Genomic DNA, 17,146 nt, shown 5'->3' with positions numbered 1-17,146 from the left:
CTCATCGTGGCCCTGGCCACTGTCGCCGTCCATGCAGGCCTTCCGTTGGACGGAAATGACTCGCTACCGCTGCTGATCAGGGGGCCGTATCGAACGGCGAGGAATCCGGGCCAGGCTGGGCTGTGGTCGGCCGGCTGCGGTCTCGATCCGGTGCGCGATGCCGCGCAGGGTCGGCAGGTGGCGCGTCATGGTCGCACCCTGGTTGGACAGCATGACCAGCCCGATCGCCGCAGGATGGGGGTCGAGCCGCACGGGCACCGCGATCGAACAAGACCCCTCCCTGACCTCCTCCTGGGTGGTCGCGAAGCCCTCGTCACGCACTTTTCGCAGTTCGGCGGCCAGCCGCCCCGGGACGACGTGCGTGTGTTTGGTGGCCGCCTCCAGCCGATGCGCGAGATAGGCCTCACGGACCCAGTCCTCCTCGTAGGCGAGCAGCACTTTGCCCACCGCGGTGGCGTGCAGTGGCAGCCGACCGCCGACCCGGGAGGCCCGCGGAACACGTGTCGAACCGTAGATCCGGTCGATGTACAGCGCCTCGTTGCCGTCGCGGATGGCGATATGCGCGGTCTCGTGGGTGAGGGAGAACAGATCCTGCAGGTAGGGCCGGGCGGTGTCGCGCAGATGACGTCCGGCGTTCTGGGCGACGGTCCACAGGCGCAGCCCGACGGTGTAGCGGCCCTGCTCGTCGCGCTCTAGCGCGCCCCATCCAACGAGTTCGCCCACGAGCCGGTGCGCGGTGGGCAGGGGCAAGTCGGCGAACTCGGCGAGGTCGCTCAGTGAGAGCGCGTTGGGGCCGCTCTCGAAGGCGCCGAGTAGTGCCAGCGCCTTGGAGGTTACGGTTCGGCCGTCACCGCGCATCACGCCTCCTCGGGTGTGGTTTGCCGTCGTCGCGCTGGTGACGGGAGGCGCTCAGCCGAGCGCGGTCCGTTGTGGCGTGCTGTCGATCGTCGCGACCGCCGCGAGTGCCCGCGCGATGGTTCGCGCCGCGCCGGTGAACAGCTGGTTGTGGACCCGGCTGCCGATCAACGCGTGCGCCTGCGGCCTGGTCAGCCCGAACCAGTCCATCACAGTGTCCACGCCGTGCGGGGTCAGTCGCCAGAGCTTGTCAGCATCCTTGACCAGTGAGTCGTTGAGCGAGAGTGAGGTCGGCCGGGAGTCGTGGCCATCGATGATGGCCACGATCTCGTCGATCTTCGCGGGATCGTGGCCCAGTTCGGAAAGGATGGCTGCGGCGATCGCGGCACCCTCCTTCTCGTGGCGGATCACCACATCGCGGCGGCCACCGCCGGGACGGATGGCCGCGAGCACCTCGTGCTCGGGAACCTTCGACCATCCGGTGTCGTGCAGGATGATCGCGGGCAGGACGACATCGCGGTCGGCCTCCGCATGGAGATCGCAGAGCGCGGTGGCCAGGCCGTACGAGTAGGTGGTGTGGACGTCGTTGCTGCGCACGTGCAGATGCTGGACGGCCAGGCGCCATACCGCGTCGTCTTCGGGGCGGAATCCCGCGGTACCGGGGACCGTCGTCGGGTCGGGGAGAAAGCCGGTGACGTCGCGGCCGAGCTGGTTGCCGCGGGGTTCTTGACGGGGGAGTGTCAAGCCGATCACTTCCCCGGCCAGCCGGTGTACGCCTCGGCGAGATAGGTCGACCCTGCGGTCGAGCCGGTCACCGTGGCGAGTTCGCCTTCCTGGCGTCGCACATCGAACGGGGTGGCGTCGGGCAGCGTGTGCAGCATCGTGGTCATCCAGTAGGAGAAGTGCTGGGCCTTCCAAATCCGGCCGAGGGCCCGCGCACTGTAGGTTGCCAGCGGCCCTGTGTCGCCGATCGTGATCGCCCGCTCGAGCTCCTCGGCGAGGACCCGCACATCGGCGAGTGCGAGGTTGAGACCTTTCGCCCCGGTCGGCGGCACGGTGTGCGCGGCGTCGCCGGCGAGGACCAGGCGGCCGTAGTGCATCGGTTCCTGAACGAAGCTGCGGAACGGCAGCACCGACTTGGCGGTGATCGGGCCCTCCACGAGGGTGTAGCCGTTGGCGCCTACCCGCGCCTGCAATTCGTCCCAGATCCGGTCGTCGGACCAGCTGTCGATGTTCTCGGATGGGTCGCACTGGAAGTACATCCGCTGCAGGGTGTCGGTGCGCTGGCTGATCAGGGCGAAGCCGCGCGGTGAATGATTGTAGATCAGCTCTGGCGCGCTCGGGGGAGCCTCGGCGAGGATCCCGAACCAGGCGAAGGGATATTCCCGGAAGTATTGCTTGCGCTGATCGTCGGGAACCTGGTGGCGGCACAGGCTGTGGGATCCGTCCGTTCCCACGAGGAAGTCGGCGCGAATCTCGTGGCCGGTGCCGTCGGTGTCGGTGAATCGCAGCACCGGCGCGTTCGAGGTGAGGTCGTCGACGGAAACGTCCGTGACGCCGAAGCGGACGTCGCCGCTGTCGCGCCGACGGGCGTCGGCGAGATCGATGAAGACGTCCGTCTGGGGATAGAGCTGGGTCGACGCGCCGACCAGGCCCTGAAAGTCGATCCGGTGCCCGCTCCCGCCGAAGGCCAGTTCGATGCCGTCGTGGCGGTAGCCGTCGCGGTGCACGCGATCCGAGACATCGGTGTCGACCAGCAGGTTGACCGAGTCCTGTTCGAGGATCCCGGCGCGATGCGTCTCCTCGATCTCCTGGCGGCTGCGCAGGTCGACCGCCACGGAGTCGATTCCGGCCCGGGCGAGCAGGTGCGAGAGCATGAGCCCTGCGGGACCGGCCCCGACGATGGCGACCTGTGTGCGGCTCTGGGTGGATGAGGGGGGCATAGGCGGAATTCTCGGCCTCTTAGTGCTACCACGGCCATGTCCTTCTTCCGTCCAGCGGAATCATGTTCAGTCCAAGGTTGTGCCGGGGATGCTGCGCCCGATGCCGCGGGCGGCGACCTGCAAAGCGCTGACCAGCCGCGCCTGGTTGCGGTTGAGGCTGGGCACCACAACGCCCAGCGCCGCCACAACCGCGCCACCCGACCGGATCGGGACGGCCACCGAGCAGGCGCCCAGGCTCATCTCCTGCACGGTCGTGGCGTAGTCGTCGGTGAGCACCGCGTCGAGCTGGCGGCTGAGCTGACCCGGTTGGTTCACCGTGTACGGGGTGATCCGTGAGAGGTGGGCGAGCACGTCGGCTCGGATGTCGGCGGGCGCGTGCGCCAGCAGCACTTTGCCGACGCCGGTCGCGTGCAGTGGCAGGCGGGACCCGATCGTGCTGACCACCGGAACCGAAGCGTGTCCGGAAAGTCGGTCGAGGTAGAGCACTTGGTGACCGTCACGCACGGCGAGGTGCACCGTAGCCAACGTCGCGCCGTACAGGTCGTGCAGGTAGGGCGAGGCGATCTGACGCAGTCCCGACTGCACGGGGGCGAGGAGTCCGATGTCCCAGAGTCGGCGTCCGATGACGAGATGTCCGGCTTCAGTGCGGCTCAGCGCGCCCCAGGCGAGGAGCTCACCGACGAGCCGGTGTGCGGTCGGCAGCGGCAGGTCGGCTCGGGTCGCGAGTTCGGTCAGGGTGAGTCGCCGGTGACGCTGATCGAACGCGCCGAGGATCGCCAGTGCGCGGCTGGTCACCGAGAGACCGGGGCGAGAGGAATTGCCTGCCATAGAAATCATTCTTTCGCTGAGTGGAATCTGGAGCAAGTCAGCGACCCCGCGCCGGGGCTACGGTACCGTCGTGACCCAGAGCCAGCAGACGCCCACCGCGCCGCTGACCGACCCGGATTCGGCGTCGGCCGGACAGGCCGACGTCGATGCCGAGATGGCCGCGATCAGCGCGGAATACGATGCCACCGGAATCGTCGAGACCCAGCCCAGACTGGACTACCGGCCCTACCGCAGCAGTCTGCTGCGCCACCCGACCAAGGACCCGCAGCATGCCGATCCCGAGACGATCGAGATGTTCGCCCCGGTGTTCGGCCATCGCGACGTCGCCCGGCTCGAGTCGGACCTGACCATCCAGTCCGGCGGCGAACCCATCGGCGAGCGGATCGTGGTGACCGGCCGGGTACTCGATGGAGACGGACGTCCGGTGCGCCATCAACTCGTCGAGATCTGGCAGGCCAACGCCGCAGGCCGCTATATCCACAAACGTGACCAGCATCCGGCCCCGGTCGATCCGAACTTCACCGGCGTCGGCCGCACCCTCACCGACGGCAAAGGCCACTACGCCTTCACCACCATCAAGCCCGGTCCGTATCCGTGGAAGAACCACCACAATGCATGGCGACCGGCGCATATCCACTTCTCGCTGTTCGGCTCGGACTTCACCCAGCGGCTGATCACGCAGATGTATTTCCCGGGCGATCCGCTGTTCGCCCTTGACCCGATCTATCAGGCGATCGTCGATCCAGGCGCCCGTGCGCGGTTGGTGGCGGCCTACGACCACGACGTGACCCGCCATGAGTGGGCCACCGGCTACCGCTGGGACATCGTTCTCACCGGCAGCCATCGCACCCCGATGGAGGAGTCCGCATGAGCAGGCTCGCGCCGACACCTGGCCAGACCGTCGGCCCGTTCTTCGGTTACGCGCTGCCGTTCGCAGGTGGCGCCGACCTGGTCCCCGCCGCCCATCCGCGGGCGATCAGACTGCACGGCACCGTCTACGACGGAGCAGGCATGCCGGTACCCGACGCCCTCATCGAGCTGTGGCAGGCCGACGAGGCCGGGACAGTGCCACAGGTCGAGGGCTCGCGGGCCCGCGAGGGGTGGACGTTCACCGGCTTCGGCCGCACCCCGGTCGATGACACCGGTCACTTCTCCTTCACCACGCTGTGCCCCGGTGCCACCGAGGCAGGTCGTGCTCCGTTCTTCGCGATCACCGTGTTCGCGCGCGGCCTCCTGCATCGGCTGCTCACCCGTGCGTACCTGCCGCTCGACGACCGCGCGGTGTCGGCCGACCCGCTGTTGTCGACGGTGCCGGGCGACCGGCGCGCCACCCTGGTCGCCAGTCCCGACGAGTACGGCTTCGTCTTCGACATCCGGTTGCAGGGGCCCGGCGAGACCGTCTTCCTCGAATTCGGGGACCGCTGATGGCAGCGCTGCTGTGGCCCGGTGACGATCGCGCGGGCAACCATCTCTCCGACGGGCAACTGGTGCACGCCATGCTGCGGGTCGAAACCGCCTGGCTGGCCGCCCTGGTCGACGCCGGCGTCGCCCCGGTGGCAGCCGCGGTCGATCTGTGCCGAACCGTCGACGATATCGACCCGGCCGCACTCGCCGCGGCGGCCGAGTCCGGTGGTAACCCCGTGATCCCGCTGGTGAAGCACCTGCGCCAGCGGCTGGCGGCGGCGCACCCCGAGGCCGCACGCTGGGTACACCGCGGACTGACGAGCCAGGACGTGCTCGACACCGCGCTCGTGCTGGGCCTGCGCGAGGCGGCTGATGCTGTGCTCACCCTGATGGACACGCAGGTCGGATCGTTGGTCGAGCTCGCCGAGCGGCATCGTGGCGCCCCGATGGCCGGTCGTACCCTGACCCAGCATGCCGTCCCGACCACCTTCGGGCTCGAGGCAGCGCAGTGGCTGTACGGCGTCCTCGACGCCCGCGACGATCTGCGTAACGCACGCGACCGGCTGCCCGCGCAGATCGGCGGCGCGGCGGGGACCCTCGCCGCGCCGGCCGAACTGCTGCGGCTCACCGGCGGCAGGGATGACGCGGTCACGCTGGCCAGGGCCGCCGCCGCCCGGCTCGGCCTCGCGTGGGCGCCCCCGTGGCATACCGTGCGCGCCCCAATCAGTCGCATCGCCGATGCTCTCACCCGGGCGATCGACGCCTGGGGTCACATCGCAGGCGACGTGCTGGTCCGCGCCCGCCCCGAGATCGCCGAGCTCGCCGAGCCGGCAGGCACCGGGCGGGGCGGGTCGTCGACGATGCCGCACAAGGCCAACCCGATCCTTTCCGTGCTGGTGCGCCGGGCGGCCCTGACAGCTCCCGGCCTCGCCGCCCAGCTGCACCTCGCCGCCGCGACCGCTGTGGACGAGCGCCCCGACGGTTCGTGGCACACCGAATGGACGCCGCTGGTCCAGCTCGCCCGGAACGCGTTGACCGCCGCGGACCAGACGGCCGAACTGTTGGCCGGCCTGCATGTCGACACCGGTCGCATGGCCAGGCTGGTCCACACAGCGTCGTCTGCCCTGCTCGCCGAACAGCGCAGTCTCGCGGCTCTCGTCGACGGTTCGCCCGAACCGGACTTCGACCCGACCCACTACCTGGGCAGCATCGATCTCCTGATCGACGAGATCGTGGCGCGCGCCCGGTCCGGAGGATCACGATGACCATTCCGACCATCTCCGGTGCGCAGGTCGGCGGAACCGCAGGTCTGCCGCTGCTGGTCTGCGGCCCCTCGCTCGGCACTTCCGCCGTTGCCCTGTGGTCTGCCACGGCTGAAATGCTCACCGGTCACTTCCATGTCGTCGCCTGGGATCTGCCCGGCCACGGCCACAACCGTGCCGAGGTCACGAGCGGATTCACCATGTCCGAGCTGGCCGAGGGCGTGCAAGCGTTTATCGACGGTGTCCTCGCCGAGCGTGGCGAACCCGGCGGGAGCTACCACTATGCGGGCGACTCGATCGGCGGGGCGGTCGGCCTGCAACTGATGCTGGACCAGCCGGCACGGATCACCGCCGCCGTTTTGGCCTGCACCGCCGCGCGGATCGGCGACGAAACGATGTGGCGGGAGCGGGCAGCTCTGGTCCGTGCCGCAGGCTCATCGGTCATGGTCGAGACCTCGGCGCGGCGCTGGTTCGCGCCCGGCTTCGTCGATGAACATCCGGTCGCGGCCGCGGCACTGTTGCACTCGGTCGGCGACACCGATCCGGCTGGGTACGCCGCCGTCTGCGACGCCCTCGCGACCTTCGACGTGCGCGCCGACCTGGCCCGGATCGGTACGCCGGTCATCGCCCTCGCGGGGGCATACGACCTCGCCACGCCGGTCGCTGCGATGGCCGAACTGGCACATGGCATCGACGACGGCAGGCTCGTCGTCCTGGACCGCGTCGCGCACCTCGCGCCTGCCGAGGCTCCCGCCGAGACAGCCCGGATCATCCGCGAGGCGGCCCAGATCCAACCGTCAGCGGGCATCGAGCCGGCCGTGGTCACCGTGGCCGACCGCCGAACGGCGGGCATGGCCATGCGCCGGGCCGTCCTCGGTGACGAACATGTCGACCGCGCCACCGCCGCCGCGACCGACCTGACCCGCGAATTCCAGGAGTTCATCACCGACTACGCCTGGGGCGGCATCTGGACCAGACCCGGACTGGATCGCCGTAGCCGGTCGATGATCACGCTGACCGCGCTGATCGCGCGGGCCCACCACGAGGAGCTCGCGATGCACCTCCGCGCGGCCCGCACCAACGGCCTGACCGACGACGAGATCAAGGAAGTGATCATGCAGTCCGCGATCTATTGCGGTGTTCCCGACGCGAACACCGCGTTTCGTATCGCGCAGCAAACGCTGCATGGCCCCGATGGAAGGACCACACGATGACCGGCATGCCGCAGGCCTATGTGTTCGACGCGATACGGTCACCGTTCGGCCGCTTCGGCGGCGCTTTCGCCCAGACCCGGCCCGACGACCTCGCCGCCGCGTCGCTGCGGGCAGTTGTGGAGCGCACCGGAATCGACCCGGCCGAGATCGACGAGGTGGTCCTCGGCAACGCCAACGGCGCCGGGGAGGAGAACCGCAACGTCGCGCGCATGGCGGGGTTGCTGGCGGGCCTGCCGGTCTCGGTGCCGGGCACCACCGTCAATCGGTTGTGCGGCTCGTCTCTGGACGCCGCGATGACCGGTTCGCGGATGATCGAAACCGGCGATGCCGACGTCGTGCTCACCGGTGGTGTGGAGTCGATGACACGCGCTCCCTGGGTGCTGCCGAAGCCCGCGCGCGCCTTCCCAGCGGCCAACACCGAACTGGTCTCCACAACACTGGGCTGGCGCCTGGTCAATCCGTCGATGCCGAAGGAGTGGACAGTCTCGCTCGGCGAGTCCAACGAGCAGCTGCGCGATATATACGGCGTCTCCAGGGAGCGCCAGGACGAGTTCGCCGCCCGCTCGCACCGACTCGCCCACGCCGCCTGGGATGCCGGGTTCTACGACGACATGGTCGTATCGGTCCCGGGCGTGGACTTGGTCCGGGACGAAGCGATCCGTCCGGATTCGACTCCGCAGACCCTGGCCGGCCTGAAGCCGTCGTTCCGCACCGACGGCACGATCACCGCGGGCAACGCCTCGCCGCTGAGCGATGGCTCCTCGGCGGTGCTGCTCGGCTCAGCCGCCGCGGCGAACCGGATCGGCCGCGACCCCCTGGCACGCATCGCGGGGCGGGGCGCCCACGCGGTCGAGCCGCACCGCTTCGGCTACGCACCTGTCGAGGCGGCCCGCAAAGCACTGGCCCGAGCGGGTATCGGCTGGTCCGATGTCGGTGCCGTCGAGCTCAACGAGGCGTTCGCGGTGCAGTCGCTGATCTGCCTCGACACCTGGCGGATCGACCCGGACATCGTCAACGCCAAGGGGGGCGCGATCGCCCTCGGCCACCCGCTCGGCGCCTCCGGCGGCCGCATCCTCGGCACACTGGCCGCTGTGATGCGCGCCGAGGGCCACCGGTGGGGCGTGGCCGCCATCTGCATCGGCGTCGGGCAGGGCCTTGCCGTCGTGCTGGAGAACGAGGAGGCGCAGTGACCATCGCACACCTGACCGATGCGGACGCCGCCGTCGCCGACATCTCGGACGGTGCGACTGTGCTGATCGGCGGGTTCGGCACCGCGGGCCAGCCGATGGAACTGATCGACGCACTGCGCAGGCACGGGGCGAAAGACCTCACCGTGGTCAACAACAACGCGGGCAACGGCGACCACGGGCTGGCCGCCCTCCTCGCCACAGGCAACGTCCGCAAGATCATCTGCTCGTTTCCGCGCCAGCGGGACTCGTGGGTGTTCGACGAGCTCTACCGCAGCGGCCGCATCGAACTCGAGGTGGTGCCGCAGGGCAACCTCGCCGAGCGGCTGCGTGCCGCGGGCGCGGGCATCGGCGCGTTCTTCTCGCCCACCGGCGTGGGAACCTCCCTCGCCGAGGGCAAGGAACAGCGCACCATCGACGGCCGCGACTACGTGCTGGAATACCCCATCCGCGGTGACTTCGCGCTCATCCAGGCACACCGCGCCGACCGCATGGGCAACCTCGTGTACCGAAAAACCGCCCGGAACTTCGGACCCGTGATGGCCACCGCCGCGAGCGTGACCATCGTCCAGGTCGGTGCGGTCGTCGAGACCGGCGCACTGGACCCGGAGAACATCATCACTCCGGCCATCTTCGTGGATCGGGTCGTGCATCTGGCCGGCGTCACCGAGCTGGCCGAGGAAGGGGCAGCGGGATGACCGTCGAACACACCGATCGGGGTCCGCTGGACAAGCATGAACTCGCCGCGCTGGTCGCAGTCGACATCCCGCACGGCGCCTTCGTCAACCTCGGTATCGGCCAGCCCACCACGGTGGCCGATCATCTCGAGCCAGCGCAGGGCATCGTCCTGCACACCGAGAACGGGATGCTCGGCATGGGCAGGGCCGCGGTCGGCGACGAGATCGACCCCGATCTGATCAACGCGGGCAAGGTGCCCGTCGTCGAGACGCCCGGGGCCTCGTACTTCCACCACGCAGACTCCTTCGCGATGATGCGCGGTGGCCACCTCGATGTGTGCGTGCTCGGCGCATTCCAGGTCTCGCGCGCCGGCGACCTCGCCAACTGGCACACTGGCGCCGCCGACGCGATCCCGGCCGTGGGTGGCGCGATGGACCTCGCCATCGGCGCGAAGCAGGTCTTCGTCATGATGTCGCTGTTCACCCGCGACGGCGCATCGAAACTGGTCGAGGAGTGCACATATCCCCTCACCGGACGACACTGCGTCAGCCGGATCTACAGCGACCACGCGGTGTTCGAGCTCGCCGCCGAGGGCGTGCGTGTTCGGTCGACGTACGGTATTTCGCTCGACGAACTGAGGGGCAGAACCGGACTGGAGCTGAGCAGTTGATCGGTTGCGTCGGCGAACAACCACAACGGCCTATCGGATTCGTAGTGGTTTCCCGGCGTGGTCGGGCATGGATCGGGTGGCCACGATGGTGATGACGGAAGCCGACATGACGCACACCACGGGTATCAGGAACGAGTCGGTTGCGTCTACTAGGAACGTCAGATAAAGCGGGGCCAGGCCGCCGAAGATCGCAGCGGAGACGTTGTAGGAGATCGAGAACCCGGTCGTCCTTGTGCGGGCGGTGAAGAGTTCGGCCATGGCGGCGAACGGCGCCCCCGAATACGTGCCGAGGACGGCGCCGAATACGAGTGCTCCTGTCACTGTGGCCCAGAGAGTGCCGTGTGTGAACAGGAATGCCGCGGGCAACCCGAGAACGAGATAGCTGCCGCATGCGGCAATCAGAACCGGCTTTCGTCCGACGCGATCGGACAGATCGGCCGCGATGGGGAGGGCGATGAGTGCGGCCACGTAGGTGACGGGAGCAATGAGATAGGCGTAGGTCGATCTGCCGCCGCCTGCCGCCGACAGCGCGTTCGGGTAGTAGACGAAGATCGCGTAGAAGGCCATGTTGTGCGTCATTGTGATGAGGAAGCAGAGCAGCATGGCTCGATGGCTGGTGCGGAAGACCTCGGCGATGGGCGATTCGGAGGTCGCCTGCTCTGCCTGGAGCGCTTCGAAATCCGGTGTTTCGGTGAGACGTGAACGGATGTAGTATGCGGCGATTCCGAGCGGGGCACCCAGCAGGAAGGGAATGCGCCAACCCCACGACTGCATGTCTTCGGCGCCGAGCGTCACGGAGAACAAGGCGAAGGTTCCGGATGCCATGAGCCCGCCGATATATGCGCCGATATTGAGGCTGGCGCAGATGGATCCCCGTCGTTCGGGCGGCGCATGCTCTGCGAGGAAACTTAGCGAGGTTCCGATCTCGCCTCCTGCCGATAGCCCCTGGATGATCCGGAGAAGCACCAGCAGGATCGGGGCAGCGACACCGATGGAGGCATGTGTCGGCAGGAGGCCGACCAGCGTGGTCGCGGCTGAGATTCCGACGACAACGATGACGAGGGTACGTTGGCGACCCATGCGATCGGCCAGGGCGCCGAAGAATACTCCGCCGAGTGGACGGAACAGGAACGTGACCGCGAACGTGGCAAAGGACGCGAGCAGCGAAGTGGTGGGATTATCCGAAGGGAAGAACGCTGCCCCAAGATATGCGGCGGAGAAACCGAAGATGCTGTAGTCGTACCACTCGGCGGCATTTCCGATAGTTCCGCCGAGGGCGACCTTGCGGCTGTGCGCATCCTTGGTCTGTTGTTTGACTGCAGTTCGCGAGCTGGCCATCGTGGTCTTCCGTGTAGATGTGGTTCGGCTATGTGCGGCGTTTCGGTGTCAGGACAGCTGGAATATGGCCTGCATGGTTTTCCGAGTCTCGGCGACTACGCCATAGCCGACTCGAGTAAACCCGGTTGGCAGCGGAATGCTGCCCTTGCTTCCGATCGGCGATACCCCGGTCGTGTTGATGAACGCCTCCTGGCCTTCTTCGGTGAAGAGAAAGTCGAGGAAGAGTTTGGCGGTGTTCTGGGCTGGTGAGTCGGTACCTATCGCAGTAAACAACTGGGTGCCGACGATGTTCTCTGGGTAGGCCATATCCACTGGCGCGCCCGCCTCTTTCAACTGCTGGATATTCGACGGAACCGTGGGCACCATGATCTCGGCCTGACCGGTCGCGATCATTTGCGCGCCAGGGACGATGCTGTCCACCAGGATCGGCTCCTGGTCTTTCAGGCCGCGGAGGAAATCTGTGCCGTACTTATCGATCCACAGCTTGCCCTGCTCGGCGTACACCGGGCTCGCCCGGAAGTCCGGAAAGGCGATCTTTCCGCGGTACGAATCGTCGAGGACGTCGGTCCAATCCTTCGGCGGGTTCTTTACCAGCTCGGTGTTGTAGGCGATGCCGAGCGGTAGGATGCCTGCCACTGCCAGCCCATGGTTAAACCATGCATCGTCGAGATTTGCGAGTGACGGAATGTTGCCTTTGTCTGTCGGTGCGAGCCAACCCTTTGAGAGGCCGTCTTCGACGAATTTTTCATCGGCGATCGTGACCATATCCGCTGTCCGGGCATTGGATTCGCGTTCCTGCGAGTAGCGCACCATCAACGAGCCGCTGGTGAGGCGAAGCGGTTCGACCTCGAGTCCGGGGTACTTATCCTCGAATGCCTTTACCGTGTCTTCCAGGCGAGAGGGGTCGTGTATCGAGTAGTACTTCATCGGTGGCTCCTCGACCGCTTCTTCGTACCATTCCTTCTGCGGCCCGGTCAGCGAGTCCGTCTTCGCGGCGATGGCCGCAGAGTCATCTTGCCCGCAGGCGGTGAGCAGAACGCTCAACACACCGGCAAGTGCCCCGGCGATCAGTTTCCGCCTCCTGGCTGCACGGGTTGTACGAGCGAATTGTCCTGTCATCGAGTGCATTGCCTTACTCTCCTGAGTTCTCATGGCGCTTTCGGCGAATCCGCCGGACTTGTTTCCGCATCAGGCGTTTCACCATCGACGGCGCGCCGGGGGATCATCGCTTCAGCCGATCCCGGGACCTGTTCGTCCAGACGAGCGTCGTCACCACGATTACCGTCGACAGCAGGGTCACGATGGTCGCGAATGCCGCCAGTGAGGTGTACGTACTGTTCTGAAACAGACTCAGCATGGTGAATCCCACGACCGGACTGTTCGTGCCGGCCAGGATTGCGGACGCAGTGATATCGCCGATCACCAGGACGACGACGAACACCCAACCCGCCGCGATTCCAGGGGTCATGAGCGGCAAGGAGATCCGGCGCAGCGTCTCACCCGGGCCCCGCCCCGCAACCAGAGACGCTTCCGTGAGGTCCTTCCCGACCTGAAGCGCCGCTGACTGCGCAGAGACCGTGGCCTGCGTTATGTAGAGCACCACGTAGACGAGCAACAGGATCGCGACGGTGCCACCCAAACTGAACGGCGGACCGGCGAATACGCTCAAGAACGCGATCGCCAGGATGACGTGCGAAACGGTTCCGGGCAGCTTGGTGACGGCGTTGAGTGGTTCACCCAACCGTTTGGCCCTGGCGATCTGATAGGCGACCAAGATCGCGACGCCCATGCAGATCGTGGCGGTGATCACGGCCAGCCCGAGGCTGTTTCGCAGTGCCAGGGCCGTCTGGGTGCCGGATTCGAAGATCCCACGGAAGGCATCCAACTGGAAGTTGATATTGAACTCACCGGACCAGTAGGGCTGCAGCGCGACCAGGCAGAGCGCTGCAACAGGCAGCAGGCACCCGATGGTCACATAACCGAACATGAATATCCGGGCAAGAAGTTTGGGACCCCAGCCGAAGCGATAGACGCTCTGACCACTCGCCTTTCCGCCGATGGTCGCGTGGTTGCCACGCTTGCTCACAGACCGGGCTGCGGAGTTCATGGCGAGGACGGCGAGCAGCAACAGCAGTGACAGCAGGGCGGCACCCAGCAGGTCGGCCGGATAGTCGACCGTCACCATTCGCACGATCTCGACGGTCAAGATGGGCACTTCTGCCTGAGTACCGATGATGAGCGGAATCGAGAACATCGAAAGCCCGTATATCAGTGCGAGCAAAGCTCCGGAAATAACGGCAGGGCGGACAGCCGGCAGGGTCACCGTCAGGAACACCCGCATCGTACGCCGACCACTGACGCGGGCCGCCTCTTCCATCGCCGGGTCGATATTGCGCATCGCGGCGGCGACTACCAGGTAAACCTGGGGGATCAGATAGAGGGAGTAGACGAAGATCATGCCTGGGCGGGAGAAGATATTCAGGTCGGGCATTCCGACCCCGATGAGATTCCCCAGATTCCGCAGAGCGCCGTTGACGTAGCCGACGTACGGAGATCCCAACAGTAGCCAGCCGATCGCACCGGCGGTGGACGGTACCAGCAACGAAACGACCGGTAGGACATCGGAAGACCAGCCGACCCGAGCGTTCGTACGCTCGTTCAGCCAGGCCAGGGTCGTCCCGACGATCACCGCGACCACAATGCTGGCCCCGACCACGAGTGCGGTATTCGATAGGACCGTGGGTAGGCGCGGATTGCCGTAGACATCGACGAGGGAATCGAGCACTGAGCCCTCGGCACCCGAGAAGAGTTTCCAGATCGTGCCGACCAGCGGATAGATGATGAGCAGTGTCAGCGCGGCACAGACGGCCGCTACGAACGTATTGAACGGCGACTTCGGCCTGGGCAATCTCGGTCGGGCGAAGCTCGTGGCGGAGATATTCATGATGCCGCGCCGCCGACCAACTCGAGTTCGTCGTCGGAGGCGATGACGGGAGCGTCATCGAACTCGTCCGCGTCCGGCCGGCCGATGAGACGCCCGGATTCGATCGAGACGACTACGTGGTCTCCGCGGGTGAATTGCCGGTCCGTGGATCGCACAACGATGTCGGTGCCGTTGATGTCGACCCTGATATCGGAGACCGATCCGAGGAACACTACCTCGCGAATCACCCCGGAGAAGCGGGGTCCCATCACCGCGGATGGCGCGTCCGGCCGCGTGATGGCCCAGGCCTCCGGGCGTGAGAACACCGTCAGCGCACCCCTGACGCGGTCGGGGTATTCGACTTCGATACGCCCCAGCGATGTCTCGACGGAGCACGGTCCTTCCCCGGAGCCGCCCGTGTACGTCGCGGTGAGTTCATTGACCGAGCCCATGAACTGGGCGACGTATCGAGAGTTGGGCCGATCGTAGATGTCCTGGGGTGTTCCCGATTGAACTATCTTCCCGTTTCGCAGAACGAAGATTCTGGATGCCAGCGTCAGCGCCTCCTCCTGATCGTGGGTGACATAGACAGCCGTGAATCCCGACTCACGGTGCAGCTGAGCGATCTCCGCGCGCAAGTGTTCGCGGACCTTGGCATCGACATTGGAGAGTGGTTCGTCGAACAGAACGATGTTGTCGCGCGAGACCAGTGCCCGGGCGAGGGCAACGCGCTGGGCCTGACCGCCGCTGATCTGCCCGGGGTACTGTGATTCCAATTCGGGGATACCGACCGAGGCGAGTACCTCGTTCACGCGCCCTTTGGTCGCGGCCTTCTTGATATTGCGCGCTTTCAGCGGGTACGCGATGTTCTCCGCCACGGTCATATGCGGCCAGAGCGCGTACGACTGGAACATCATGCTCAGTTGACGGTTTTCGGTTGGCACTTCGATCCGTCGGTCGGTATCGACGACGGTGCGGCCATCGAGGGAAATCGCTCCCGAGTCGAGTTGCTCCAGTCCCGCGATCGCACGCAGCAACGTCGACTTTCCGCAGCCGGACGGCCCGAGCAGGACCAGGAACTCTCCTGACTCGACGTCGAACGACACGTCATCGAGTGCCTTCACGGAAGACTTGTCGCGGCGCACGAAATGGCGACGGGCACGGGTGACGCTGATCTGAGTTCGGGTCATGCCGGATTCCTTCTGTTGAGATTCGAAGCAGGGAAGTCTGTGGGGTGAAAACCGTCGTCCGACCTGCTGTCGGAGGCGAATCGGATCGCGGAGATGGGGGAGGGGCGACAAGTCCGACTCGCACCGGATTCGAGACTCTTCTCGCGACCCCGACGTAGGCTTCCAACGCTCAACCCCCTCATTGGATGGACCATAGATCAAGATTGTACTTGAGACTAGATATGGTGACGGTCACAGTCAAGGGCTAATTTGATCTGGATCACACTGGGGTCCACGCTACGTTCGGCGCGCCCTGGACCTGGGTGCCGAGTTGGCAGAGCTGCTGGTCCCTTACTGTCGCTCCCCCTACATCCTGGGGTGCGCCTTGACTATCGCCGACTTTGAATCTAGATTGCTGTCTAACTTTGATCTTCAGTCCAAGTGAAGTCGATCGGAAGGACAACTAGATGGCGCCACGGGTGGGACCCTTATCGGGTGTTCGAATCCTCGATGCGGCCTCTCTGCTGGCCGCGCCGACGACAGCCTCGTTCCTGTCGGAATTCGGAGCAGAGGTCATCAAGGTCGAGCAGCCGGGCGCCGGAGACACGATGCGCCGCTACCCGCCGTTCCGGGGCAAGGTGTCGTTGCTGTGGAAGGTCGTAGGCAAGAATCGCCGTAGTCTGACTCTCGATCTCCGCAAGACAGAGGGTCGGCAGGTTCTCATGGACCTCGCTAAGTCATGCGACATCGTCTTGCTCAACTTCCGCCCTGAGACTTTGGCGAAATGGGGCCTCGATTTCGACGACTTCGTCGCGGTCCGCGACGACATCATCGTGCTCCAGCTCACGGCCTACGGCCGGACCGGGCCATACGCGGATCGTCCAGGGTTCGCACGTGTCGCCGAGGCATTCTCCGGCCTGACTTTCCGGACGGGTTTCCCTGGCTCGCCGCCGTCGCAGTCGGGGTACCCCATGCTCGGCGACGGTATCGCCGGCATGTACTGCGCGTTCGCCGTGATGCTCGCGCTGCGTCAGCGCGACCTGACCGGTGAACCTCAGCTGATCGACATCGGCCTGTACGAGCCGATGTTCAGAATCCTCGAGGATCAGATAGCGGCCCATGCCGAGGACGGCACCGTCATGGAGCGAAGTGGCAATTCCAACCCACTCATCTGCCCGAACGGCATGTTCCCGACGAAGGACGACCGGTTCGTCTGCATCCCTGCGTCGACGGAAACTTTGTGGAAGCGACTGGTCGACCTGATGGGCCGACCCGACCTACTGAAGTACGACAGTAACCCTGAGCGCATCTCGCATCGCGACGAGATCGAAGGAGCTGTCGAAGAGTGGACCCGCTCTCATGAGCTGACCGACTTGGTCGAGATCTGCGCGACGGCAGGCGTCGCTTGTGGGCCGGTGTACTCGGCGGCGGAGATCGCGCGGGATCCGCACATCGCGGCCCGCGGCTCCATTGTCGAGGTATTCGACGAGGAAACCGGCCGCCCGGTACGAATGGCCGCCTCGGCCGGCCGATTCTCGGGTTTCGAAGCCACGGTATCTGGCACCGGACCGGCGCTCGGCGCGCACACCGGCGAGGTACTGACGGAGCTGCTCGGCTACTCCGCCGAGCAGATCGAGAAGCTACGCGACAACGGCGCGGTGTGAAGTACGAAAGG

General features: G+C 66.2%; 16 protein-coding genes. 8 read left to right on the top strand and 8 right to left on the bottom strand.

Annotation, left to right across the window (positions count from 1 at the left end):
• Positions 1-63: 63 nt before the first annotated feature.
• The 4 genes from ACFWPX_RS01385 to ACFWPX_RS01370 form a co-directional block, all read right to left on the bottom strand.
• Complete coding sequence (locus tag ACFWPX_RS01385; RefSeq protein ID WP_378924872.1) at positions 64-858, bottom strand: IclR family transcriptional regulator; 795 nt, start codon at positions 856-858, stop codon at positions 64-66.
• Positions 859-909: 51 nt separating this feature from the next.
• Complete coding sequence (locus ACFWPX_RS01380) at positions 910-1,599, bottom strand: HD domain-containing protein (protein ID WP_378924870.1); 690 nt, start codon at positions 1,597-1,599, stop codon at positions 910-912.
• Positions 1,600-1,604: 5 nt separating this feature from the next.
• Positions 1,605-2,798 carry a 4-hydroxybenzoate 3-monooxygenase gene (locus ACFWPX_RS01375; RefSeq protein WP_378924868.1) on the bottom strand — a complete coding sequence of 398 codons (1,194 nt, stop codon included), beginning with the start codon at positions 2,796-2,798 and terminating at the stop codon, positions 1,605-1,607.
• A gap of 66 nt (positions 2,799-2,864) precedes the next feature.
• Positions 2,865-3,626 (bottom strand): IclR family transcriptional regulator, encoded by a 762-nt coding sequence (locus ACFWPX_RS01370; protein ID WP_378924866.1) that lies wholly within the window; start codon positions 3,624-3,626, stop codon positions 2,865-2,867.
• A 154-nt stretch (positions 3,627-3,780) separates the two neighbouring features.
• Between ACFWPX_RS01370 and pcaH the strand changes: the two genes are divergently transcribed.
• The 7 genes from pcaH to ACFWPX_RS01335 are packed head-to-tail and all read left to right on the top strand — an operon-like array spanning position 3,781 to position 10,041.
• Complete coding sequence (pcaH, locus tag ACFWPX_RS01365; protein WP_378926078.1) at positions 3,781-4,497, top strand: protocatechuate 3,4-dioxygenase subunit beta; 717 nt, start codon at positions 3,781-3,783, stop codon at positions 4,495-4,497.
• Positions 4,494-5,051 carry a protocatechuate 3,4-dioxygenase subunit alpha gene (pcaG, locus tag ACFWPX_RS01360; protein WP_378924864.1) on the top strand — a complete coding sequence of 186 codons (558 nt, stop codon included), beginning with the start codon at positions 4,494-4,496 and terminating at the stop codon, positions 5,049-5,051. Before pcaH ends, pcaG begins: the two co-directional genes overlap by 4 nt.
• On the top strand, positions 5,051-6,295 hold the full coding sequence (locus tag ACFWPX_RS01355) for a lyase family protein (protein WP_378924862.1): 1,245 nt from the start codon (positions 5,051-5,053) through the stop codon (positions 6,293-6,295). Before pcaG ends, ACFWPX_RS01355 begins: the two co-directional genes overlap by 1 nt.
• Positions 6,292-7,506, top strand: coding sequence for a 4-carboxymuconolactone decarboxylase (gene pcaC, locus ACFWPX_RS01350; protein WP_378924860.1), 1,215 nt, complete (start codon positions 6,292-6,294; stop codon positions 7,504-7,506). The genes ACFWPX_RS01355 and pcaC overlap by 4 nt, the downstream gene beginning before the upstream one ends.
• Before the next feature lie 5 nt (positions 7,507-7,511).
• On the top strand, positions 7,512-8,696 hold the full coding sequence (locus ACFWPX_RS01345; protein ID WP_378926076.1) for a thiolase family protein: 1,185 nt from the start codon (positions 7,512-7,514) through the stop codon (positions 8,694-8,696).
• A complete protein-coding gene (locus ACFWPX_RS01340) occupies positions 8,693-9,391 on the top strand; it encodes a 3-oxoacid CoA-transferase subunit A (RefSeq protein WP_378924858.1) in 699 nt (232 codons plus the stop codon). Before ACFWPX_RS01345 ends, ACFWPX_RS01340 begins: the two co-directional genes overlap by 4 nt.
• Positions 9,388-10,041: a 3-oxoacid CoA-transferase subunit B gene (locus tag ACFWPX_RS01335; protein ID WP_378924856.1), complete on the top strand. Its 654-nt coding sequence runs from the start codon at positions 9,388-9,390 to the stop codon at positions 10,039-10,041. Before ACFWPX_RS01340 ends, ACFWPX_RS01335 begins: the two co-directional genes overlap by 4 nt.
• 30 nt (positions 10,042-10,071) lie before the next feature.
• Here ACFWPX_RS01335 and ACFWPX_RS01330 read toward each other — a convergent pair whose 3' ends face one another.
• From ACFWPX_RS01330 to ACFWPX_RS01315, 4 genes are all read right to left on the bottom strand, one after another.
• Positions 10,072-11,379, bottom strand: coding sequence for an MFS transporter (locus tag ACFWPX_RS01330; protein ID WP_378924854.1), 1,308 nt, complete (start codon positions 11,377-11,379; stop codon positions 10,072-10,074).
• 48 nt (positions 11,380-11,427) lie between these two features.
• Positions 11,428-12,498 (bottom strand): ABC transporter substrate-binding protein, encoded by a 1,071-nt coding sequence (locus ACFWPX_RS01325; RefSeq protein ID WP_378924852.1) that lies wholly within the window; start codon positions 12,496-12,498, stop codon positions 11,428-11,430.
• A gap of 103 nt (positions 12,499-12,601) precedes the next feature.
• Positions 12,602-14,323 (bottom strand): ABC transporter permease, encoded by a 1,722-nt coding sequence (locus tag ACFWPX_RS01320; protein WP_378924850.1) that lies wholly within the window; start codon positions 14,321-14,323, stop codon positions 12,602-12,604.
• Complete coding sequence (locus tag ACFWPX_RS01315) at positions 14,320-15,492, bottom strand: ABC transporter ATP-binding protein (protein WP_378924848.1); 1,173 nt, start codon at positions 15,490-15,492, stop codon at positions 14,320-14,322. Before ACFWPX_RS01315 ends, ACFWPX_RS01320 begins: the two co-directional genes overlap by 4 nt.
• A 446-nt stretch (positions 15,493-15,938) precedes the next feature.
• On the opposite strand from ACFWPX_RS01315, the gene ACFWPX_RS01310 reads away from it, so the two are divergent.
• Complete coding sequence (locus ACFWPX_RS01310) at positions 15,939-17,135, top strand: CaiB/BaiF CoA transferase family protein (RefSeq protein WP_378924846.1); 1,197 nt, start codon at positions 15,939-15,941, stop codon at positions 17,133-17,135.
• The last annotated feature ends 11 nt before the right edge of the window (positions 17,136-17,146 follow it).

Source organism: Nocardia sp. NPDC058518 (assembly GCF_042719655.1).
In the GTDB taxonomy this organism is placed as follows: Bacteria; Actinomycetota; Actinomycetes; order Mycobacteriales; family Mycobacteriaceae; genus Nocardia.
Note: the sequence above shows the minus strand (reverse complement) of the source record. Positions and strands in the feature narration are given on the sequence as shown.